The 23,747-nt window shown below is 33.7% G+C and carries 22 protein-coding genes, 1 pseudogene and 1 riboswitch; of the genes and pseudogenes, 1 reads left to right on the forward strand and 22 read right to left on the reverse strand.

Annotated elements, in window-relative coordinates; all coding sequences use genetic code 11:
* The 11 genes and pseudogenes from L1S46_RS07430 to L1S46_RS07480 all read right to left on the reverse strand — a co-directional run.
* Nucleotides 1-583: pseudogene (locus tag L1S46_RS07430) on the reverse strand (phosphomannomutase/phosphoglucomutase); the annotation flags it as partial.
* A 133-nt stretch (nucleotides 584-716) separates the two neighbouring features.
* On the reverse strand, nucleotides 717-1,406 hold the full coding sequence (gene araD / locus L1S46_RS07435; protein ID WP_011967898.1) for an L-ribulose-5-phosphate 4-epimerase: 690 nt from the start codon (nucleotides 1,404-1,406) through the stop codon (nucleotides 717-719).
* Nucleotides 1,407-1,432: 26 nt separating this feature from the next.
* Nucleotides 1,433-1,876 carry a ribose 5-phosphate isomerase B gene (gene rpiB / locus L1S46_RS07440; protein WP_087701235.1) on the reverse strand — a complete coding sequence of 148 codons (444 nt, stop codon included), beginning with the start codon at nucleotides 1,874-1,876 and terminating at the stop codon, nucleotides 1,433-1,435.
* A 31-nt stretch (nucleotides 1,877-1,907) separates the two neighbouring features.
* On the reverse strand, nucleotides 1,908-2,567 hold the full coding sequence (rpe, locus tag L1S46_RS07445; RefSeq protein WP_238899673.1) for a ribulose-phosphate 3-epimerase: 660 nt from the start codon (nucleotides 2,565-2,567) through the stop codon (nucleotides 1,908-1,910).
* A 15-nt stretch (nucleotides 2,568-2,582) separates the two neighbouring features.
* A complete protein-coding gene (locus L1S46_RS07450) occupies nucleotides 2,583-3,500 on the reverse strand; it encodes a transketolase family protein (protein ID WP_023973694.1) in 918 nt (305 codons plus the stop codon).
* Nucleotides 3,500-4,318: a transketolase gene (locus L1S46_RS07455; protein WP_238861434.1), complete on the reverse strand. Its 819-nt coding sequence runs from the start codon at nucleotides 4,316-4,318 to the stop codon at nucleotides 3,500-3,502. The genes L1S46_RS07450 and L1S46_RS07455 overlap by 1 nt, the downstream gene beginning before the upstream one ends.
* Nucleotides 4,319-4,331: 13 nt before the next feature.
* On the reverse strand, nucleotides 4,332-5,390 hold the full coding sequence (locus tag L1S46_RS07460) for a galactitol-1-phosphate 5-dehydrogenase (protein WP_085953353.1): 1,059 nt from the start codon (nucleotides 5,388-5,390) through the stop codon (nucleotides 4,332-4,334).
* Between the two features lie 394 nt (nucleotides 5,391-5,784).
* The gene (locus tag L1S46_RS07465; protein WP_011967892.1) at nucleotides 5,785-7,203 is read right to left on the reverse strand and encodes a PTS transporter subunit IIC; all 1,419 of its coding nucleotides are present in this window, start codon (nucleotides 7,201-7,203) and stop codon (nucleotides 5,785-5,787) included.
* Between the two features lie 31 nt (nucleotides 7,204-7,234).
* A complete protein-coding gene (locus tag L1S46_RS07470) occupies nucleotides 7,235-7,537 on the reverse strand; it encodes a PTS sugar transporter subunit IIB (protein ID WP_011967891.1) in 303 nt (100 codons plus the stop codon).
* A 58-nt stretch (nucleotides 7,538-7,595) separates the two neighbouring features.
* Nucleotides 7,596-8,042: a PTS sugar transporter subunit IIA gene (locus tag L1S46_RS07475; protein WP_238861433.1), complete on the reverse strand. Its 447-nt coding sequence runs from the start codon at nucleotides 8,040-8,042 to the stop codon at nucleotides 7,596-7,598.
* A gap of 18 nt (nucleotides 8,043-8,060) precedes the next feature.
* On the reverse strand, nucleotides 8,061-10,943 hold the full coding sequence (locus L1S46_RS07480) for a sigma 54-interacting transcriptional regulator (protein ID WP_238899674.1): 2,883 nt from the start codon (nucleotides 10,941-10,943) through the stop codon (nucleotides 8,061-8,063).
* A 303-nt stretch (nucleotides 10,944-11,246) separates the two neighbouring features.
* Between L1S46_RS07480 and L1S46_RS07485 the strand changes: the two genes are divergently transcribed.
* Nucleotides 11,247-11,654 (forward strand): DUF3284 domain-containing protein, encoded by a 408-nt coding sequence (locus tag L1S46_RS07485; RefSeq protein ID WP_011967888.1) that lies wholly within the window; start codon nucleotides 11,247-11,249, stop codon nucleotides 11,652-11,654.
* A gap of 376 nt (nucleotides 11,655-12,030) precedes the next feature.
* Here L1S46_RS07485 and L1S46_RS07490 read toward each other — a convergent pair whose 3' ends face one another.
* The 11 genes from L1S46_RS07490 to pdxA form a co-directional block, all read right to left on the reverse strand.
* Nucleotides 12,031-12,288: a hypothetical protein gene (locus tag L1S46_RS07490; RefSeq protein ID WP_011967887.1), complete on the reverse strand. Its 258-nt coding sequence runs from the start codon at nucleotides 12,286-12,288 to the stop codon at nucleotides 12,031-12,033.
* A gap of 313 nt (nucleotides 12,289-12,601) precedes the next feature.
* Nucleotides 12,602-12,967, reverse strand: coding sequence for a response regulator (locus tag L1S46_RS07495; RefSeq protein ID WP_011967886.1), 366 nt, complete (start codon nucleotides 12,965-12,967; stop codon nucleotides 12,602-12,604).
* 35 nt (nucleotides 12,968-13,002) lie between these two features.
* Nucleotides 13,003-13,088, reverse strand: a riboswitch (cyclic di-GMP riboswitch).
* 598 nt (nucleotides 13,089-13,686) lie between these two features.
* Nucleotides 13,687-15,045 carry an MATE family efflux transporter gene (locus L1S46_RS07500; protein ID WP_238899675.1) on the reverse strand — a complete coding sequence of 453 codons (1,359 nt, stop codon included), beginning with the start codon at nucleotides 15,043-15,045 and terminating at the stop codon, nucleotides 13,687-13,689.
* 213 nt (nucleotides 15,046-15,258) lie between these two features.
* Nucleotides 15,259-15,609, reverse strand: coding sequence for an antibiotic biosynthesis monooxygenase (locus L1S46_RS07505; RefSeq protein ID WP_238899676.1), 351 nt, complete (start codon nucleotides 15,607-15,609; stop codon nucleotides 15,259-15,261).
* A gap of 215 nt (nucleotides 15,610-15,824) precedes the next feature.
* A complete protein-coding gene (locus tag L1S46_RS07510; protein ID WP_238899677.1) occupies nucleotides 15,825-16,898 on the reverse strand; it encodes a HAMP domain-containing sensor histidine kinase in 1,074 nt (357 codons plus the stop codon).
* Nucleotides 16,895-17,572 (reverse strand): response regulator transcription factor, encoded by a 678-nt coding sequence (locus L1S46_RS07515; RefSeq protein ID WP_238899678.1) that lies wholly within the window; start codon nucleotides 17,570-17,572, stop codon nucleotides 16,895-16,897. The genes L1S46_RS07510 and L1S46_RS07515 overlap by 4 nt, the downstream gene beginning before the upstream one ends.
* Nucleotides 17,573-18,376: 804 nt before the next feature.
* On the reverse strand, nucleotides 18,377-18,724 hold the full coding sequence (locus L1S46_RS07520; RefSeq protein WP_238899679.1) for a VOC family protein: 348 nt from the start codon (nucleotides 18,722-18,724) through the stop codon (nucleotides 18,377-18,379).
* 213 nt (nucleotides 18,725-18,937) lie between these two features.
* The gene (locus L1S46_RS07525) at nucleotides 18,938-20,218 is read right to left on the reverse strand and encodes an SLC13 family permease (protein WP_238899680.1); all 1,281 of its coding nucleotides are present in this window, start codon (nucleotides 20,216-20,218) and stop codon (nucleotides 18,938-18,940) included.
* Nucleotides 20,219-20,367: 149 nt separating this feature from the next.
* Nucleotides 20,368-21,276, reverse strand: coding sequence for a 4-hydroxy-tetrahydrodipicolinate synthase (gene dapA, locus L1S46_RS07530; protein WP_238899681.1), 909 nt, complete (start codon nucleotides 21,274-21,276; stop codon nucleotides 20,368-20,370).
* Between the two features lie 68 nt (nucleotides 21,277-21,344).
* Complete coding sequence (locus L1S46_RS07535; protein WP_238899743.1) at nucleotides 21,345-22,505, reverse strand: sialidase family protein; 1,161 nt, start codon at nucleotides 22,503-22,505, stop codon at nucleotides 21,345-21,347.
* Nucleotides 22,506-22,648: 143 nt separating this feature from the next.
* On the reverse strand, nucleotides 22,649-23,698 hold the full coding sequence (pdxA, locus tag L1S46_RS07540) for a 4-hydroxythreonine-4-phosphate dehydrogenase PdxA (protein ID WP_238899682.1): 1,050 nt from the start codon (nucleotides 23,696-23,698) through the stop codon (nucleotides 22,649-22,651).
* Between the last annotated feature and the right edge of the window lie 49 nt (nucleotides 23,699-23,747).

Consider the following 23,747-nt stretch of genomic DNA (forward strand, 5'->3'; position numbering starts at 1 on the left):
TTATTTTGGTTCCCTCTAAAGGTCTCTCATAATTTGTTTTTGAATTTACATTCTTTCGTATCTTATCAACTAAGATGTTTGAATAAACATCTATAAAATAGATTGTTTCAACTAATCCTTTAGTAATGCATTTCTTTTCTGCTAAGTTAGAGCATTCAATTATGTCTTCAATATCTTCTTTTTCACATCCACCTTCTTTAGTGAAAAACTTCAATCCATTATAATAATACGGAAGATGACTTGCTGTTATCATTACAGCTCCATCACATGAATAATTCTCTAATATAGTTGTCATAAACATTGCAGGAGTTGTACATATTCCACAATCATAAACATTGCAACCTGAATCAACTAAAGCTTCTATTAATGATTTCTTCAATTCTGGTCCAGATAACCTTGAATCCATGCCAACTGCTATTTTTATATTTTTATTACTGAGTCCTTTAGTTTTTTTAAGCCACTCTACAAAACCAAACCCGACATTATTGACTAAATTAGGCGTAAGATTTTTAGTTCCTTCATGTTCTATAGCTATTCCCCTTATATCCGTTCCACTTTGTAGTCTTTTAAGTTCTTGCAGCATAATAAACCCTCCCCATTTTTGTCCATGCATAATTTCCCCGCAAAAAAGGATATTTCTTTAATTCCATATATCTATAACCTAGATAAAAAGATAGGAAAATAAGCATATTCTCCTATCTTGCTTTTAAAGAAAGTTACTTGCTTTGTCCATAGTAAGCATTTTTACCATGTTTTCTTAAAAAGTGCTTATTCATAAGCATCTTGTCCATAATATTGTCTGGACTCAACAATTCAGTGAAATATGCCATCTTCGCAACTTCTTCCATGACTACGGCATTATGAACAGCTTCTTCTGCATTTTTTCCCCATGCAAATGGACCATGATCATTTACAACTACACCTGGACAGTGTAACGGATTGTTTCCTGTTATTTCTTCAATTATAACTGTTCCTGTTTCCTTTTCATAAGCTCTACTTATTTCTTCCTTAGTCATTTTCCTTGTGCATGGTATACTTCCATAAAAATAATCTGCGTGTGTTGTTCCACAAGCTGGTATAGCTCTTCCTATTTGCGCCCATATGGTAGCCCAAGTTGAATGTGTATGAACAATTCCACCTATTTCATCAAACTCTTTATATAGTTCTAAATGTGTTGGTGTATCTGATGAAGGCTTTAAACTACCTTCAACTACGTTTCCTTCTAAGTCTACAACTACTAAATCTTCTAAAGTCATATTATCATACTCAACGCCACTTGGTTTTATTACCACTAATCCAGTACTTCTATCAATCCCACTAACATTTCCCCATGTATAAGTTATAAGTTTCTTTGCTGGTAATTCTAAATTTGCCTTTAAAACTTGTTTCTTTAATTCTTCTAACATTAATAATCACTCTCCTAATTAATATATTATTTAAATTTTTCTTCTATTTCTTTTATTTGATTGAGTCTATTAACATGATGCTTACCTATAAACTCTGTGGATAACCAAATATCTACTATCATTAAGGCTAATTCTTCGCCAATTACTCTTCCACCTAAACAAAGTACATTAGAATCATTATGCTCTCTGGTAGCTTTCGCAGTAAAACAATCTCCAACTAATGCTGCTCTTACACCTTTTATTTTGTTTGCTACGATAGACATACCAACACCAGTTCCACAACAAAGTATTCCCTTTTCACAATCTCCTATAGATACCCTATTTGCTACATCCATAGCTATCTGAGGATAATCTATACTGTCTTCTGAAAATGTGCCAACATCGATATATTCTACTGAGTTTTTATCTAAATATCCCTTGATAAATTCTTTTAATTTATATCCTCCATGGTCTGCCCCTATTGCTATCATGTATTTCAGCTCCTTCACTTTATAAGCTTAGTTAAAGTATTGCTTCCCTAAATCTTTTTATTGTTGAATCAATATCCTCTTCTCTAAATATTGCTGATCCAACTACTATATTAGTTGCTCCATTTTCAACAACTTTACCTATGTTCTCTAAATTTATTCCTCCATCAACCTGAAGCTCACATTCTATATTTTCGCTTTTTATGAAATTACTCACTTCATTAATCTTTTCCATCATAGGCTCAATGAAGCTTTGTCCTCCAAATCCTGGTTCTACAGTCATTATTAATATTTTATTTACCATATGACTTATATGTTTCAATGTATTTATTGGTGTTGCCGGATTTAACGCTACCCCAACTTTTATCCCAAAACTCTTAATTGTATACATTAAGTTATATATATGTGGAGAAGATTCTTGATGTATTGTTATTGTATTCGCACCAGCTTCAACTAACGCATCAATGAATATCTCTGGATTTGTTACCATTAGGTGTACATCTAATTCTATATCACAAGCAATTTGTTTAATCATCTTAATTTGATCTATTCCAAAAGCAATATTAGGTACAAAATGTCCATCCATTATATCTATGTGTAATTCTTTAATTCCCTGCTTTTTAAGTTTTACTATAGTTTCTTCGAGTTTTAAGAAATTTGCTCCTAATATTGAAGGTGATAATTTAACTTCCATACTATATCCCTGCCTTTAAATTGATTTTACTGTTTCAACTATATGTTCTGCTGTTAAATTATATTTTTCTAATAAAACTTCGGCGTTACCTGATCTTCCAAACTCATCATTTATACCAATTCTCTTTATTTTTACTGGGTACTCTTCAATTAAAGCCTCTGCAACAGTTGAACCTAACCCTCCAATTATGCTATGCTCTTCTACTGTTACGATTTTACCAACTCTTTTTGCAACCTCAACAATTAAGCTACTATCAAATGGCTTTATAGTTGAAATATTAACAACCGTTGCATTAATACCTTGTTCACTTAATATTTGAGCCGCATCCAAAGCTTTTGCTACCATTATTCCAGTTGCAATTATGGCCACATCATCACCATTTCTTAGGATTTCACCTTTCCCAATCTTGAATTCATAATCTTCAGTGTGTATTTCTGGAGTTGCTGCTCTTCCTAATCTTATATATACTGGCCCACTGTATTCTTTCGCTGCAAATATTGCTTTTTTTGCTTCAATAACATCTGCTGGACTTAATACAACCATATTAGGGATACTTCTCATTAAAGATATGTCCTCTATTGCTTGATGACTTCCACCATCTTCACCAACAGTTATACCTGCATGAGTTGCCACTATCTTAACATTTAATTTAGGATATGCTACTGAATTTCTTATCTGTTCAAATGCTCTTCCTGCTGCAAACATAGCAAACGTACTTGCAAATGGTATTTTTCCACATGTAGCAAGACCTGCCGCAGTTCCAATCATATCTCCTTCAGATATTCCCATATCAAAATATCTTTCTGGTGCAATTTTCTTAAACTCAATGCTTTTAGTTGCTTTTCCTAAATCTGCTTCTAATACAACAACATTATTATCTAATGCTAGCTCCTTTAATGCTTGTCCATACGCTTCTCTTGTTGCTACTCCCATTATTTTTCCCCTCCTTCTAATTCAGCTAGTGCCTTTTCAGTTTCTTCTTTATTTGGTGCCGATCCATGCCAATTAACGTTATTTTCCATAAACGAAACGCCTTTGCCTTTAACTGTCTTACAAATTATAATTGTTGGTTTACCTTTTGTATCCTTAGCATCATCTATAGCTTTACTTATCTCTTCAAAGCAATGTCCATCTATGGTTACAACATTCCATCCAAATGATTTGAACTTCTCGTCAATCGGACTTATACTCATTATTTCTTCATTAGATCCATCTATTTGCAATCCGTTTAAATCGAGAAAAGCAGTTAAGTTATCAAGTTTATAGTGTGCAGCGCTCATTGCAGCTTCCCATATTTGCCCTTCTTGTGCTTCTCCATCTCCAAGTATTGCATAGACTCTGTAAGAACTTTCATCTAGCTTTCCTGCTAAAGCCATTCCATTTGCTGCTGATAGTCCTTGTCCTAGTGAGCCTGTGGACATATCTACTCCTATTACCTTTTTCATATCAGGATGCCCTTGCAAATTTGATTCATATTTTCTTAATCCCAAAAGCTCTTCTTTAGGGAAGTACCCTCTTTCTGCTAATGTGCAATACAATGCTGGTGCTGAATGCCCCTTTGATAATACAAATCTATCTCTATTTGGGTCTTTGGGATTTTTAGGATCAATATTCATCTTTTCAAAATATAAAACAGTTAAAATATCTGCAATTGATAATGATCCACCTGGATGACCTGATTTTGCTGCTGATACACTTTTAATTATGTTCATTCTAATGCTATTAGATATTTTCTTTAAATTTTCTTTCATAACTATTCACCACCTATATTTCTACTACTACTTTATTGAAATTAATTTCTCTATTTACCATCTTCTTTAAATATTCTCCAACCTCTTCAAGTTTTATCTTATGGGAAATCATAGGTTTAAATACAATCTCTCCTTTTCCCATAAAGTCAACGGTTGCATGCCAAGCATTCCCTGGATATGGCTGTGTGTAAGAATTCCAAGATCCCTGAATTTTTAATTCTCCTCTTAATATACTTTCTGTTGCTGATTCACTTAATGGTAGTGGTGTATGAGATATTCCTACAAATACCACATTTCCTTTCTTTTTAGAAATAAGTAAGGCTTGTTCTTGAGTAAATTTGCTTCCTGCTGTCTCTATTACCGCATCAGCTCCACCACTTGTAATCTTTTTAATTTCAGCCACTACATCAGATTCCTTTGAATTGACTGAATAATTAGCTCCTAACTTTTTAGCAAGCTCCAATTTTTCATTAAAAATATCTACTGCTATAATTTTAGATGCTCCGAAAACCTTAGCCCATTGTATAGCAAATTGACCTATTGGCCCACACCCTAAAACTACTACACTGTCACCTACCTTAATACCTGCTTTTGCTAGTCCATGGTATGCTATAGTTGCTGGTTCAATTCCGGCAGCAGTTTCAAAATCTAAACTATCTGGTAATTTTAATATATGATCCGCTGGCACTTTGACATATTCAGCTAAAGCTCCATTTACTCTTGTTCCAATAATGTGATAATCAGTACATAATCCATAATCTCCAGATTTACAGTAAATACATTTTCCGCAAGGAACTAAAGGTGCAACTGCAACTCTATCTCCTATTTGAATATTTTTGACATCCGATCCTACCCCACTTATTTCACCTGAGAACTCATGACCTAATATAATCGGATATTTTGCTCCTCCACTAAGTCCACTTACCATACTTCTTGGTAGATCTGAACCACATATACCTACATTTTTAACTTTTACTAGCACTTCATTAGATGAAATTTTTGGTATATCTACAATTTCATATCTAACATCTCCTATTCCATATAATAATGAAGCCTTCATTTTATTTGTCACTATAAACATCCCCTTTCTATCTTTCTGAAAATATATAAAGCAATTTCCGTGCCATACAAAAAAGTAATTTTAATTTCTTTATATGCCTTATATTTAAAGTGTTAAATTGATTTATATTACATTTTATAAAACTCATTACATTATGATAAATTGTAAAATCATATGGTTTTATTGTGACCTATCTTTGTTAAAGCGAATAAGATTTCTTTTCTATTCTTTTTTAAATATAAAAACTACTCAATCAAACTTTTTTAAGTTATACCCTTAAGGAGTACATCTTCCATAGATTTTACTGAAATATAAATTCCTAAAGAATAAAAAAGTATCCTGATCAGTAGATCAACTATGACTATCTACTAAACAGAATACTTTTCACTTAATTTATTTTTCTATATTAACTTGCCATGCTCGGAGTTGCCCCATCTTCCCCTATATTCTTCACAGCTTGTCTTTCTAAATAATCAACAATTGCATTTTTATTTTTCTTAAACAATGCCCATAGAGCAATATATACTGCCACCGCAATTGCGATAAACACTGGATTTCCTGTTAAGAATGCAAAGAATACTAATCCCATTAAAGGTTTTCCTAATATATTAAAGCTTGTAATCATCATAGCACCTGCTGGTATAGCTACACCTACACCAACTGCCATCGATGTGAATAATGGCGCTGTAAATGTACATACATATAACCCTAATCCAAACCATATTATACCTGAAAGTAAAACTTTAAATATATTTCCGTTATATACGGCAACTAAACCTTGAACCATATATGGAAGTGCAAGTAAATCAACTACAGGTAATACTTGATTTCCTGGAAGTATCATTGCTAATACAAGCATAAATGGTATTAATATTAACCCTGATATCAATGTTGCTGGTTCACCATATCCTACTGCATCGTTTACTGCTATAAACCAATCACGATTTCCTTGGTTTTGCATGAATTTCCTTGCTCCATCTGTTATAGGTGAAAATGCTTGTGCAAACATACTAGCAACTTTAGGGAAAATAGCCATAACCGCACTAGTCGCAATACCTAATTTTAATATTTCTCCCCATGCCTCCATAGTTCCTATTCTTGCAACATTACCTAATATACCTATAAACATTCCTAAAAATAATCCTAGAGTCATAGGTTCTCCAAAGAATCCTAATTTCTTTTCTAATTGTTGTGGATTCAGTTTAATCTTATTAAATCCTAATGCGTTATATATTGGATCTATAGCAACTGCAAATATTGATGCTTCTACATTATGCATAGCTATTATTGTACAATTCGGATATCTGTAATAATTTGACCATCTTCTTGCTACTAATTCTGATATTAGTAAGCTGTATAGATTCAATAAAACCATACATGCTATTCCTAAAGGGAAGCTTCCTGTTACCCCTATAACCATAGCTCCCCAAACCATGTATGAGTAATTATTCCACAAATCTGATGGTTGAAAAACATCTGTCCACTTTATTAGAAATAATACAGTCTGCAATAGAATTCCTAATCCAAGATATATCATACCTGCACTTGAAGAGAAAGCAACTAGCGATGTAGCTTGCCATCCTACGTCAAACACTGGACGGTTTACTCCTGTACTTTCAACCATTCTATTAATAACTGGTGTTACTATTGGTGTAAATGAATTCAATATTAGTGAAAAGCCCTGCAAGGCAACACCAGCATATATAGCCGAAAGAAATGATTTATTAGTTGATATTCTGAAAACTTTTGCTATTACAAATATAATAAACGGAACTATTATTGCTGATCCAAATGTGTCAATTATTGATTTAAGAAATGCTAACATATTTAATTCCCCCATTATTAATAATATTTTACTATTTATTTAGTTCGTCTACTGTTTTGAATACGTCTTCAAAAAACTTATCTTCTCCTATTCCTGTAAGACATGCAAATGCATTGATAGTTGGTATCTTATAATCCCCAGGTGGTAGTGGACTTGTGTAAACAATAAAATCAAACCTTCCTGACTGTGCTAAATTTAATGCTTCTGTTGGTCTTGCTTCTGTTGTAGAAGAGCTTATTCCTTTTTCCTTTAATGTTTCTTTAACTTTTCCTGCGACCATAGATGATGTTACTGTACCTGAGCCACAAACTGATAATACGTTGACATTTTTCATAATATATTCCTCCCAAAAATTTATTATATAAACTTAAAATCTTTTATAATTTCAAGTACTATATTCCTATACATTCTAATAATTTTGTTACTTCCTCTGTAGATGATGAATTCTTTATCTGCTTTAATAACTCCACATTTTGAAAAACTGACATTAGTTTGCTTAGCAAAGTTACCTGAGAATCAGGATCGTTTATAGCTAATAAAAATACAACCATTACTTCAACTTTTTTGCTAGGATCTATCATATTTCTAAACTCTACTGGATTCTTTAGAACAGCTAGTGCTACATTAGATTCATTTACATGCTTAGAATCTGTATGCGGGATTGCTACACACATTTCTCCGATATCAAGTCCTGTAGGCAGCGTCTTTTCTCTTTCTAGAACAGCATCTATGTAAGTAGACTTAACATATCCCTTTTCAAACATTCTCTTTCCTAATTCCTGTATGACCTCTTCTTTGTTTTTTACTTCTAAATTTAATGCAATTAAATCTGAATTCATTGTTATTCCCCCTATTTGTTATATTTCTTTAAACTTGTTTAAAATTATATTTTTAAATTCCAACTCAGTTAAACTATTCTTCATATTTTCTATGAAAATCTTATCCTCTAAAATTTTTAGTGTGTTTTTTACAATTACCTTATCATTTGCTTTAAAAACTGGCATAAATATTATATTTACATTTCCACCCCCCCAATCAATTGGACTTTTTAACTTGATAAATACAAAGCTTGTCTTGTTTACGTATGAAGACTCTCCATGTGGAACAGCTATTTCTCCCTTTAGATATGTTGGAGCTAAATTTTCCCTATTAACAACAGATGATAAATACTCTTTATCTACACTTCCATTATTTATAAGTATTGAGCAAACATACTCCAATAAATCCTTTTTGAAATATATATCTGGTTCAAATATCAATAAATCTTCATCTATAATCCTTTCATATTTTTTTAGTTCTTCACTTTTATTTACTAATGAATCTATATTTAAATTATTTAAGATTTCTTTATCATACGGTATGAAATTTATTCCCTGTATTTCTGGATCCATAGTTCCTATGACCGCTAATATATTATTATCTTCTTTTAATTTAACTATCTTGTTTGATAATTCTTCATCTAGTGCACTCATTTCATAGAAGTTTACATCACTATATTTATCCATTAAATTCTTACTTATATATTTAGCCATTCCCTCACCAGTTAGACATAATGAAATTATTGCTTTTGGTTTATCTGATACACTTTCCATAAAATATCTATGTCCGAGTCTATCCTTCATTAAAGAAAAGTATATTTCATCAAGATTCCCTTCTCCTATTGAAATCTTTCTAGCTGCTTCTAATGCGATTATAAGGTCTACCCTATCCATTGTCCTTGATTTTATTCCAGTTCTTTTATTAACTATATCTCCTATATTATTTAATGAACCCATATCTACTAAGAAGAGCACGCCTTTTCCCTGATCTATTATTTTTGATAGTTCAACTACCTTGTTATATATATTGATTGGATTCTCATCTAAAGGCATGTCTATTGCTACAGGAAATCTTATTCCTAAAAGTTCCTTAACTACATTAGTTATAGCAGTAGCTATTTTTCCATGAGAAATTATCATTAATCCAACTTTATCTCTTTTATTTTCAGATTTTAGTGCTGCTTTTATATACAGTCCTATAAATATAATTTCATCATTAGGTATTTCTATGTCTTTTATTTTTTCAACTCCCATAGCAAATCTTTTAGCTACTTCATATTCATAAGTTGTATCGCTTATAATTTTATCTACATTTATTATCTTTTGTTTTAACCTTATCCTTTTAATGCTTTCCTCTACATGGATAGCTAAGTATTTAAATACATTTTTATTTATTTCTAATGATGGATTCTCTTTAATTAGTTCTTCCATAAAGGTTTCTATAAAATCTAATAAATCTTCACTTACAAAGCTTCTTAAATCATTCATAGAAAATGATTTTTCATAATTAAAAGTAGTTTCTATATTTGTAAAACTATTTTGTATAAATGCCCAGAGAATACTTTCAATATCTGCTTCTTGTATATCTATCTTCTTAAGTTCGTAATATTTTCTTTCAATCTGCCTATATATATCCTCTGGAAACGCGCTTTCACTAACTTCTGTTGATTCTTCTCTTAATTGATTTTCCAGCATAAATGGAATAAATATAGAATCCTTTACATATTTTCGTATCTCTGCTCTATTAATATCCTGAAATTTTATATCTTGAAACGAGTCATTTATCTTTAATATTTGATTCATATCTATTATCAATGATTCTTTATTTATATCTTCCTTATTTATGAAAGTCATAAAAGCTCTTGCGCATAAAACCTGAATCATATTCTGCAATTGACCAATATTGGCACTAAACTTTTTTAGAGCTAGTATTTCTACTACTTTTTTATCAACAAAAATTTTAGCATCTATTCTATTACACTCTGCTTGAAATTCATTATAGATGATATCAATCTTCTCTCTTATTGATCTTTCATGCAGAGAAGGAATTTTTATTACCATTGGTATCCTTCTTCTAAATGTTAATAGTAAATTAGCTTCTACATTTTCAGTAGTTGCTCCAATCAACATTAAATTAACTTTTCTTTCTGAATTGGCTTCACCCAATCTTCTAAATTTTCCTCTATCCATAATAGAGAAGAGTATTTCTTGACCTTTTGGAGGTAACCTATGAATCTCGTCTAAAAAAAGTACTCCTCCATTTGCTTCTTCTACTAATCCAGATGCATCTGAATCTGCGCCTGTAAATGCACCTTTTTTATGTCCAAATAAGAGTGATAATAATAATTGTGGATTGTCACCATAATCAGCACAATTGAATACAACAAACGAAGCGTTTTCTTTTATAACCTTCTTTTTCTTTGCAAATTCATACATGCATTCAGAAAATTTACTTTTACCAACTCCACTTTCTCCAACGATTAGTGTTGTAAGTCCTCTAGGTGGATATAAAATTGCTGATTTAGCTTGTTCGATAGAATTTTTCAAACTTCCATTACTTCCAATTAGGCAATCAAAAGGATCTGTTACTTCCTCTTTTTCAACTTTAACTTTATTAACTTCAAAATTATCTTTTTCTAATATTTCTTCAACAATTCTTCTTGAAACATCAAATCCTTCGGCCAATAGTTCTCTAGTAAGCTCAGATACTGCAATGTCTTTATTTTTTTTTAATATAGTTGATGTTGCCACCTTTAAATATGGATATCTCCTTTGCCTAGAGTTTGCTATGTTTAATTCTTTTCTTAAATTGGTTATTGATTCTCTAGCCACACCCAAGAATTTAGCCATTTGAACATCAGTCAGTGGATTTTTTTTATTTTCGGTATTAATGATGTTTATAAGTTTGTTTTCTAAATCCATAATAATATCTCCTCTCGCAAATTAAATATAGCAACTTCCATGCCATACTTAATTCTTTTTTGTAATTTTATCCTAAGCATTGTATTTACTAGCATTTATTAAACCCTTTACATTTTAATCAAATATACATTTTGTATAGTAAGTAATTAACAAAATGTATATTTAGAATTAATGATATAGAAGTTATTATAATTTTACTATAATATCACTTAACTATATAATTTTGATCTAATGTTAACTTGAAAATTGAATTTTATAGTATATAATTGGTATTATAATTTAGTTGCATAGGGGGTATTCAATTTGAAAACATTTACTACCGAATCTATAATTAATCACTCTTGTAAGAAAATATTTAATACTTTTGTAAAATCTGCAAAGGCAAACTTTCCTGACTTTAAAGAAAAAAGAGCTGTTGGAACCTATTCTAAGCAAAAGAAGAATAAAAGATTTAGGGTTGAAATAACTGCATTTGAAAGAGATAAAATCTACGAAATAACTGCTAGAAATAGAAGAGAATCCTTTATAACTAGATATCAACTTATTCCTATTTCTGAAAATGAGACTAAACTCATTTTTACTGAGATAGAGAGTGATAGAAACATATTTGGAAAAATAAATTCTGCATTAACTTCTTTACTTTTAGGTAAACGTCAACCTGATGAATTTAATACTTTTATAAAGAACTTAGAAAAATCATTAGCTTCCTAATCAACATATTTTAATCTTTCATATAGAAAGCATTGTCATTAATAAATTGTTTCTAATAAAAACTACTTTAACTTTTAATGACAATGCTTTTTATAATTCATATATTCTCCACTTTTATACTAAGTGAATTAGGAATAAAAAACTTTATTAAGCTGCAGTATCTATTTACAAATTATCAGTCTGCCTAAAATACACATAAAAATAAGATAGGACTAGTTTTATCACATAGCCTATCTCGAAAACTTGTTGATATTGTAATATCTATTTTATATCTTTATTTACTAATCTAATCTCCAGTTTTTACTTAGAAATTGCTTTTCTATACATTATAGATATAAATTTATTTCCGCTTTTATTTATTCATGTATTTGAATTATTATATTTCTTCTATTGCTAACAGTCTAGGGTTACTCCCCTCTTGTATTTTAATATATACTTTTGCCATCTTCATTTGTAAATCTTTTATTACTGTTTTTACTCTACATATAAAATAATAATCTTCAATTCCATTTGTAATTACTGCAACCGGATTGAACTTCCATCCCTTTATGCCATCTAGTGCTTTTCTAAGCATTTGTTTGTCTTCTATTGTAATTTTATCTTTAATTTTTAATTCTTCAATTTCTCTTAACATAAATATCAAACTCCTTTCCTTATGAATATACTATTATTTTTTCTTGTCAGTTCTTTGTCAAATATATTAATCATTTCTTAATATATTGTTAAAATAAAATAACTAATAAATTAATAGTATTAAACGATATAAATTTGTCCCAATAAACTCAAAATATTAGGCAGCATGTAAACTAATTTAACCGAAAAAAACTAGTATGCTCTATACTAGTTTTTTCAAATCTTTTGCATTACATAATAAAAAATCACACTCTTATTTATAAACAATGTGATACGTTAGCGTGATATTTACCTTAAATATGTACATTGGGAAATCAGTTTTCCAAAACTCTTCTGACTGATTGTATTAATCTTTCATTTCTAAATGGCTTAACAATGAAATCTTTGGCTCCAGTTTTTATCGCTTTGATAACGATATCTCCTTGTCCCATCGCAGAACATATAATCACCTTTGCATTGGGATTAATCTCCATAATTGATGATAGTGCACTAATTCCATCCATTACAGGCATTGTAATATCCATTAGTATTAAATCAGGATTTAATTGCTTATATTTTTCAATCAACACTTCTCCATTTTCTGCCTCATCAACTACTTGATATCCCTCTTTTTCTAAGGAATTCTTTAAAGTAACTCTCATAAATCTAGCATCATCACAAATTAAAATTTTGTCATTCATTTCATTTTCCTCCTATTCATTTCAAATAGGCAAAGACTTGCAACTGGCTGCCATCCTTTCAAAAGGAAAAGGCCCTCTAGCTTTGCGTCACAGTTTTTCAACTGCTTTGCCAATTCAATATTAAATTTAACATTAAATATATCGTACTTTTAAATAAAAACTTTATTTTGCTTATCTAACGTTTATTGTTAATGTAGTATTGTTAAACTTCCATAGATTATTATCCTAATTAGCATCTATCTACTTTTTATACAATCATTATCATTACATTTCACTAAGTTTTAAACTTTTCATAATAATTATTTTCCTTAATATGCTCAGCAATAAGCTATATTTTTTACTCCTTAATTGAAGCGCGAAGAATTATTTATTACTATTTAGAATTATTTGAAGCCAGCCTTAATATAATTAAAAGAAACCTCTTGAATGTTATTTGTTTCTCATTTAGTTACTCTCCATTCATAGTCTTTTTTTGTTCTAACCTATTCACTAGGCCCTTAACTTTAGGGGCTCTTTTTATTTCAAGATAAATTAATTCATATTTATCTTAAAAATATGTTAAAAAATAAATCTTCTGACTATATAAATCCACAGTCAGAAGATTTTTAATTAATTATATTTAGAAAAATCTCTTAGTACTTAATAAAGCATACTCTTACAACAACTATCCAAGTCCACAATTCTACTTATCTTCGTTTAGCTAAAAAGTTATGGTTAACTTATATTGCTAGTAAGCTTTTTCTACTAATCATAAGCCATAATGCTATTCCTATCAGACATGATAATCCCTCTGTGGCTGTCATCGCCCAAATAACACCATTAACAGCAAATAGTAAGTTTCCTACAATCAAAATAGGGACAAATAAAACACCTCTTACAGCAGCCATAATATTTGATTTCACACCATCACCTTGAGCTTGAAAAATTCCAGTAAAAAATTCACATAGGGCAGCAAAAACAGTTGAAGAAAGTTGAGCTATGAGAGTTATTTGACCAATGGCGATAACATTAGGATCAATACTGAAGATGCCAATAATCTGTAACCTAAGTGCAAATAGAACTGCTCCTAAAGTTAATGTTAAACCAAGCATATACAATATAGTTTTCTTAACAATTTCCATGAGACGTTTTTGATTATTTGCAGAGTAAGCAAATGCAATTAGTGGTACAACTCCCATCGCAAAGCCCATACCAATACAATCTACAATTTGGACAACTCTTTGTGCAATTCCAAATCCCGCCACAACACTATCTCCATAAATCATAGAATAATTATTGAATAGCAGGCTTATGATAACAAAAAATCCACTCATTAATAAAGCTGAAACTCCAACCTTAAAAATTTCACCATAAATTTCCTTACTTGGTTTAAAGTCCTTAATTGACAAGCTCTGAACAGTACTCTTCTTTTGCAAATAATATACAAAATACAAAACGGAAACTATGTTACCACAAACAGAGGCTAGTGCTGATCCCATAACATTCATATTTAGAACGAAAATGAAAAAGGGATTAAATATTATATTAATAATAATACCTGCTATGGTGCCAGTCATAGAAATAGTGGATGCACCCTCTGCACGTACAGCTGCGTCAAGCGCCATATTAACAATGATAATTGGAGCTCCAATAACAAGTACCATAACAAAATTTCTTGTATATTGTAACGTTTCGCCACTTGCTCCTAAAAGCGGCAAAATAGAGGATAAAAAAGGCAGACATATCATCATAAGAATAATACCCATAAGCATTGATGACCAAAAGTTAATAGAACTAACTTTTCGGGTATTGTCTGTATTGCCTTCACCTAAAAGTCTTGATATATATGTTCCAGAACCTACTCCAAACATTTGTCCAATTGCCATTAATACTAATGAAAATGGTAATGCCAGTATCACTGCCGCCATCATTGCAGTATTATTAAGTTTACCAACAAAAAAAGCATCGATGATATTATATACAACTGACGCGATACTACTTAGTATCATAGGAATAGCCATGTGTATTATTGCTTTAGATACAGGTGCTTTTTCAAGATAGTATAGCGATTTTTGATCCATATTTTCCATGTTTTCCATATAAAAAACCCCTTCCATGTTTTATAAGTAATAAAATTAGTACTCAACAATAAGGCATAATCTTCTTTCAATATTATTAACTCTAATTCCTGTTTTGTTTCTACAAACATAGTATATAGTTTCTATTTAAACTGCACTTAAATGGAATTTAAACGCAATGTAAACAAAAAGAAAAACCACAGTCTATTAATCCAGACTGTGGTTATAAAGATGTCAATCCTCCTTGAGTTGGTAACTGGAGAAGGCTGGATGAACTTTGACTCTCATGGGCATATCACTTAGAAGGTCGATGACCTGATCATGACCCTTTTCAAGATTCGGGTTTGAGAAGTGACGCTTGAAGGATTCCTCGTCCTTGTAGAACTCAAAAGCCCACAAGATATCTGGATCGTCATCCGCTCTACATAGTATCCAATCTACAGGCCCATCTGGATCACCGTTGTAATGAAGATTATTGGTAAGTTCAAATAAAGCATCACCTTTTCCAGGCTTTGCATGCATCTTTAGCACGGTGCCAGGTTGGCTTGGATCAATCATCATATGTTTTCCTTTTGTTTCAATCATGTTATACCTCCAAATAATATTATTTCCAAACGCTGTTTAGTTTCTACAAAAATACCATATAGCTGCTATTTAAACTAAACTTAAATGGAACTTAAACTCAATGTAAACAAAAAACCACAGTCTGTTAATTCAGACTGTGATAATGAGCATATTTAGCTTCTATTTGGGCATTATCGAAAAAACAACAAGTCAATCTGCCTGAATATTAGGACTTGTTATTTTCTTTCATGTACCTTAGGCAGCCAAATAATAAATTCTGTACCTTTTCCAATTTCACTTGTAAGAGATATTTTCCCTCCATGTAAGTCAATAATCTTTTTTACTATTGAAAGTCCAAGTCCGTTTCCACCCAAAGAACGGTTACGAGCTTTATCCGCTTTATAAAACCTCTCGAAAATTCGCGGTTGATCTTCCGATGAAATACCTATACCTGTATCAGAGATTTTACATTTAATTCCGTTTTCATTGCTTAATAAGTTAACACCTATATTTCCATTCTCTGGTGTAAACTTAATAGCATTATTAAGCAAATTTATAAATACCTGACTTAATAAATCTTCATCCCCACATATGATAGTTTCTTCAAGAGAAATATCAAGTGTTATATTTTTTGCCGACCACTGTGGTTCTAACATAAGTAAAACACTTTCAATTTGCTTGTTTATTTGATATTTCTTTAAGTTTAAATTATTGTCTTCTGATTCCAAATTAGATAATCTTAATAGATTTTCGCTTAATTTAGATAATCGTTTACTTTCAGTTTCTATTATGCTGGCATAATGTGATATCTGATCCTTATTTAAACTTCCTTTTTTTAACAGAGCAGCAAACCCCGATATAGAAGTTAATGGTGACTGTATTTCATGTGACACATCTGATATAAAATCTTGGCGTAGTTTCTCTAAAGACCCTAACTCTTTTGCCATTCTGTTGACATTGTCTGCTACCTCATTAAAAGGATCGAGTTCATTTGTTTTAACAAGTACATTGAAATCACCAGAAGCTATCTTGTTCATGGCTTCAACAGCTCCGCTTAATATTGGAAAATGTGAAAGATCAAATCTTTTATGTTTATTAGCGAAGCGCCAGTGCATATATATAAATGCTTTCCAACCTAGAAAAAATATCACAGCAGAAGTTAAGCTTTGAACAATAAATATTATATGTAGAGGAATGCTTTCTGATTTAACGAAAATAAATATACAAATATAATATCCACTAGTAAGACCAAGTAATGTTGTAATAAAAATCAGTATTAGTGAAAAAAAATACCTGTTTCCTTCCTTCACTTCACTTCCTCCAATCTGTAACCAAGACCCCTAATAGTAGTAATTTTGAACTTGTAAATATCAGATTGAAACCTCTCTCTAAGACGATTTATATGAACGTCAAGTGTTCGTTCGTTTCCTTCAAAATCAAGACCCCAAACCTCTTCTATGAGCCTGTCGCGGGAAAGGGTTTTACCTGGATAACTTCCAAGCATGAATAAGAGTTCAAATTCCTTCATAGGTATATCGAATTGTTCATTATTACTAATGACTGTATAACTACTTTTATCCATCACTAAATTACCAATATTAATAATCCGTGAAGCAGCTACTTTATAGCGTCTCAAAAGGGCTTTTATTCTAACAAGTAACTCATCAATCTCGAATGGTTTTGTTAAATAATCATCTGTACCAAGTTCAAAGCCCTTTACTTTTTGGGTAAGCTCGCTTTTAGCGGTCAGCATTAAAATTGGCATATCCTCATAATATCTACGTGCTTGCTTACAAAATTCATAGCCATCCATTTGAGGCATCATAATATCAAGTACACAAATATCAATTTTTTCCTCCCCGAGTTTTTCTAATGCATCCCTTCCATTTACAGCTTCGGCTACAGAAAATCCTTCATTTTTTAATACTGTGCAAATAAGCTCTCGGATATAATCATCATCATCTATAACTAAAATTTTATTCAAATCTATCACCTTCCTCTTTTGAGCATAGACCATCAATGTAAATTTAATATAAATTTATCTATTTTTTCGTTTATTATTTTAAGACTAGTTGCGAAATGAAATTGGACTAATAAAGATCCATAGTGATTATTATGTGTTATGCGTTAATCGCCAAACCAAATCATAACGGAGGATAATCACTATGGAGTACCCAAATAATAACATAGAATTACATAAGAATAAACAATTAAATTTTAGAGAATTTATAACTATCCAGTTCCGCCTCGAGGATGGCTTTTCCAAGAAAGATACTTAACTATAAATGCTCCAGAAGAGTTATTTTAAATACACTGGATCAAATATATTCTATATAAGTAAATTCAAGCGTTTAACTCATAAATAGAACTTGATTCAATTTGTTGTTGCAATTTGTCTTTTTAAAAAATTGAATTATTCAGGAATGTTTAAAATTCAAATATACAAGTAAAAACAGAAAAGAAAATCCTTATGATGATGCTCTCATGTAGTAGTTTTATAGAACCATAAAAAGGGAGCCTATTCAAGACGCTCAATATAGAACACCTGAACAAGCTCGAGATGATATTTTTAAATATATCGAATTATATTATAATACCAAACGGATTCATTCTGCTCTTGGGTATATGACTCCCGCTCAATTTTAAGAACAAAGCTTATACAATCCGCTTAACTTTGTGTCTACAAAACCTTGAAAACTCCATATGTCTATTTTATCACACACCTAACTTTTAGGGTTCAGTTAAATCGAAGGTTGATTTCGCTGTGTTGTTTAAATTGTTTTTGCTGTTACTTTTGCATAATATGAATGGCAAAGCCTCCAAACTCGCCGTCTAAATAGACGTTCTTCAGTTTGCCATCCTCGGAATATGCGGCAGTATCCATGTTGAAGGAGAAGCCTTTCTCTTTCAACTCTTCTGCGGCAGCAGTTAAATCAGGTGTACGCATAGCGATATGACCGTTTGCTCCCAGGAATGGTGCCTTCATGCACTCAAAGTAAGGGCCGCCAAATTCGGACTTTTGTCCGTGACGAGGCTCCAGATTAAACATCACGCTCAGAAGCTGAGCTAATTTTTCTGCCTCCTCAGCATTTGGTGTGTTAATGCCGATATGCTCTAGTTCAAATTTACTATTCATAATCCTACCTCTTTCTTCGAAATATTATCCGTTTTATATAAAGTTTGATATTTTTTTGATACGTATTGGATGCGTTTGGTCACTACTGATTTTGTCGTAATTCGCTTTTCGTAAGCCATAAGAGAGACCATAGATCCCTCTTATCAATAAGGGCTTAAATGGATCAAAACGATTACCATTTATTTAAGCTATTTAGAATAAGTAATTTTGAGCTTACATTGGGAAAATCAATACAGCTGCGATAGTCAAAGCAAGCAAACGGATGAAGTACATTGGAATTGTGAATTTCCAAAACTCTGTTAGCTTGTACTTACCAATTCCCATTACCATAGCTGGCAGACCATCAATTGGTAAGAAATGACCGTTCCAACCTGAAATTACGATTGCAGCAGCAGCAGCAGTTGGATTTAGACCCAAGCTCATGCAAGTAGCAATAGCCATAGGTGCAAATACATATACAGTACCTATAGTTGATCCTGTAAGGGTTGCAAGTAGACTTGTTAGTATACAGAAGACAAATATTAGTACGAAAGGATTAACGTTAGTACCAAGCATACTAGCTACAGTTGTACCAACTAAATTAGTTAAGCCTGTACTTCCAAGAGCATCGGCAATACCGATAACACCAGCAGACATCAAAATAATTGGAGCACCAATGTTGTTACGAACTTCATCAAAATCCAAAACACCGACAACTAAAACCAGGCATGCAGATAAACCTGGAACCATATATGCTACATCGCCAACTTTACTTTGAAGAATCATACCAACAACAGCTGTTAAAAAAGCTCCATATGTTGCATATTCCTTCCATTTTGGTAAATCGTAAACTATTTCTTGAGCATTACCATCTCCAATTTCTATATCTTCAACGTTTTTATTAGGTAAAATTTTATACCCAATTAAAGTCCATGCTATATAAGCTAATGAAAGCATTAAGTTTACAATAGAGAATTTTGCTAAGTTAACTTCAACAAAAGTTGAACCAGCAGCTTTTAAAACAGCAATAACAATACCATATTGTAATGTAACGTTTACAGGGATTAGTGGATGGTTAGCTGCGAAACCTGCAGCAGCAATAACTTTACCACGTGGTAACTTGTCACTATACTGTACAGTAGATAATATACCTAAAGTAAGAACATAGAATGCAGTTGAGCCCGTGCCGAATATACTACAAGCTAACATAACCATAATAAATAACAGTATATATGCCTTAAATCCACCTTTATTAGCCATGTTCAAAATTACTCTTCTGAATGCACCGATAAAGCTAGTTTTTTCTAGAGCAGCCACGATTGCCATGAAAGAAGCAAGCATAATAATAGTAGAGTTAGAAAATCCTCCGAAAGCAGTCTTGATATCGGTTACACCAAAAAGAACCATTAGTAGACATGCAAGAAGTGGTGGTGCACCAAATGGAAGTTTGTCTGTCATGATTAAAATAATCATGAATATAGTTATAACTAAGGCAATAATCATTGGAATAGTCATTTATTTGAACTCCTCTCTTTTACACAAAATTATTTTTTGCAGTTGGTGATATTAGGCACATGAAAGAAAATAATAGACCGTGAAATAGGCAAGCATACTGGTCTATTATTTTTTTGAATATACCTTATATCAGTTCAATCGTACTCATATTAGCACATGCCTTTGTCGGCATTTTCCTTCAAAACTTGTTTTAGTGCGTCAACACCTTCGTCGCATAGATAGTTGAATGGACGGCGGCAGTCGCCTACAGGATAACCAAGCAGAGAAACAGCCTTTTTAACAACAGTGTTAGGGTTGCCATATTTGAATACGGCACGGAAGGAGGCAATGGAGTCTTGAGCTACTTTAGCCTCTTCGAGCTTTCCAGCCTCGAACAGTTCATAAATAGATGCCAGAACATGAGGATATACGTTGGAACATCCTGCAATGCCGCCTGCACCACCTGCCTTTAGGCAAGGTAGAATTAATGAATCGTTTCCAGATAAAACACGGAAGTCTTTGTCTAGGTCCTTTGTAAGGTTAATGTAGGCAAGTAGGTTATCCCAGTCACCACTGGAGTCTTTGGCACCCATGATTACGTCTACATCTCTAGCCAACTTTGCAACGGTTTCAGGAAGCAATTTGTTGCCTGTACGTGCAGGGATGTTATACAGCACGATTGGAATATCTACATGCTTAGCAATTTCCACGTAGTGATCGTAAAGCTCTTTTTGTGAAGCAAGAGCAAAGCTAGGGGTGATAATGGATAGTACGTCGGCACCAAGCTGCTGAGCCTTCTTGCTAAAACGAATGGTATCAGCTGTGGAAATGCATCCGGTACCTGCGTACACCGGAACACGACTTTTCACTTGGTCGATAGTAGCCTCTAGAACCTCAATTTTTTCATTTTCGCTTAAGATGTAACCTTCGCCGTTAGTTCCGAATGGGAACAGACCATGGACGCCGCCCTCCAACATGCGCTCAATCTGGTTACGCAACTCCTTAAGATTGATCGATTCATCTGGATTCATAGGGGTTAAAATAGGTGGAATAATACCTTTTAATTCAACATTCTTCATAATAACTCTCTCCTTTTCTATTTATATAATAAGCTCCACCGGCTTAGTTGCCGGCGGCTTTTTCCAGCTCAGCGGCTCTGGGCAGCTGTGGGGTTATAGAGTCCCACTCGCTCTCGCTTTTTCCCTAACACGTCCTGCTCGGTGAAGCGAACATATTTAACTCCGATGCGTGTGTGGGACGCGTAAGCCAGATGCAGTGCGCCGTCGGCAGACTGCATCAGATATGGGTACTCATACTGGCGATTGTTGGTCTTGTTTTCATCACCCATGAAACCCTCGCCCCGCTCCATCCAGCGGATAATCGGAAATGTCAGACCGCCATCCTCAGACAGGGCCACTGCCACAGGGCAGCGCAGGCCAGGCCAAGCAGCCTTTCCAGGTTCAGGATTCGGCGTGCAGGTAGGGTTGTAGGCAATGGCGATGCGCCCGCTCTGCAGCCTAAGTGCGCTGATGCTGGAGTTGTTGTTTGGCAGCTGGGTCGGCGCCGGCTCGCTCCAGGTCTCCCCCCAGTCAAATGACTCGCTGCGGTGGATGCGGTAAGCCTCGCGGTTTCGCATAAAGGCAACTAGATGACCATTTTCCAGCTCTACCACGTTGGCGTGTACATGACCATTGCTCTTTGGCATCATGACCATTCGCCAAGTCTTACCCTCATCGTCCGAAATGCGGAATGCGGTAGGATCACCGGATAGCCCGTCCACCGAATCTGTGCACAGCCAGTTAGAAAAAATCCAACGTCCGTTGGACAGTATCTGAATCGCCTGACGGCAGAAGGTGCCCTCCTCCGGAAAAATCGTCTCATATGGACCCCAGGTCTTGCCACCGTCAGTGCTCTTTTGGCAGCGAACCACGGCGGTGTACTGCATGTTGTCCTTGCCCTCCTGACGGTCTAGCTGGGCGGTGTACATAGCCCAGACTGCATTATCAGGTCCGTAGAATAGGGATGGGTTCTGCTCACTGCGTGTTGGGTCGCCGGAGATATCCACTGTTGGCAGCCAGGCCGTGCCATCCTTAGGCAGGATAGAGCATATGATGCGTATGTCGGCACTGCCCTCGTAAGTGCCGGCGAACCAGCAGCACAACAGGTCCCCATTAGGCAACTCTAGCATTGCCGGCGAATGGGCGGTAAGGTATCCGCCAGTGGGCAGCAGCGCTTCCAGAGTTCCCATGTCATCATTGTAGTAGACAGTACCATCCCAGGTTAGACCAGGTAGCTTTGGGTATTTCATGTTGTTGTCCTTTTGCATGTTGTTATCCTCCTAATTTTAAAATTTTTAGGCATTTCTTAAATACCTAAACCTATGAATTTTACTGGTTTTACCTTGTTTCTATATAACTTTTCACAAAACAATTAGCTGAATTCAGAAAATACTCAATTAGCTTTGTTATTCGCCAAATGGATAGCATAATCTAATGCATTCAACAGACTCAGTTCATTTGAGGTGCCTTTACCTGCCTGATCAAATCCAGTACCATGATCCACTGATGTGCGGATAATAGGAAGTCCCAATGTTATATTTACACCTTCCACTGCCTTCCACTTTTTCATTTCTCGATCATAAACAAACCCTACCGTCTTTAGTGGGATATGTCCTTGATCATGATACATGGCAACCACAATATCATACCAGCCGCCAAGAGCCTTGGGAAATAAGCTATCTGGCGGAACAGGACCATCAACACAAATGCTCTCAGCCTCTGCTGCTCTTATCGCAGGAATTATTTCATCTATCTCCTCTTTCCCAAACAGACCGTTTTCACCTGAGTGCGGATTCAATCCAGCGACAGCAATACGTGGTTTTTGAATTCCGAGATTCTTACAGGCTTTATCTGCAATACGGATCACATCTAACACACGCTCTTTTTTTACACGTTCACATGCTTCCCGTAAAGAACAATGCGTAGATACATGAACCACGCGTAAATCATGGTGCGCCAGCATCATCGTGTATTTTTTTGTATTTGTATATGTAGCATAAATCTCAGTATGCCCATCAAAATGTAATCCCTTTGGGGCCAGTGCCATATTCATTGCTTCTTTGTTGAGCGCATTTGTGCAGGTAGCCTCTATTTCGCCTTTCATTGCCAGCTCAATTACCTTCTTTACACACAAAAATGCAGCCATACCGCACATGGCAGAAACCTTACCAAATTCAAACTGATTCATATCAATCAGATCCAAATGTAATACATCAATTACCCCATATTCAAATTTCGCATCAGACACCTGTTTAATAGGATTAAATTTGAGCTCAGGATGCCCTACAATAACAGCCGCTTTTTCCAATACATTTACATCACCTACGACAATTGGGCGGCAATTCTTGTAAAGGTCTTGGTGCAGGAGCGCCTTTACTGTAATTTCAGGTCCGTTGCCTGCAGGATCGCCCATTGTTATCCCAATAATTGGATTTTTCTTCATACTATTTTCCTCCTTAAATCATGCCAATACATTTATAACATCTCAGTTC

The sequence above is a fragment of the Clostridium sp. YIM B02500 genome (assembly GCF_022324665.1).
In the GTDB taxonomy this organism is placed as follows: domain Bacteria; phylum Bacillota; class Clostridia; order Clostridiales; family Clostridiaceae; genus Clostridium; species Clostridium beijerinckii.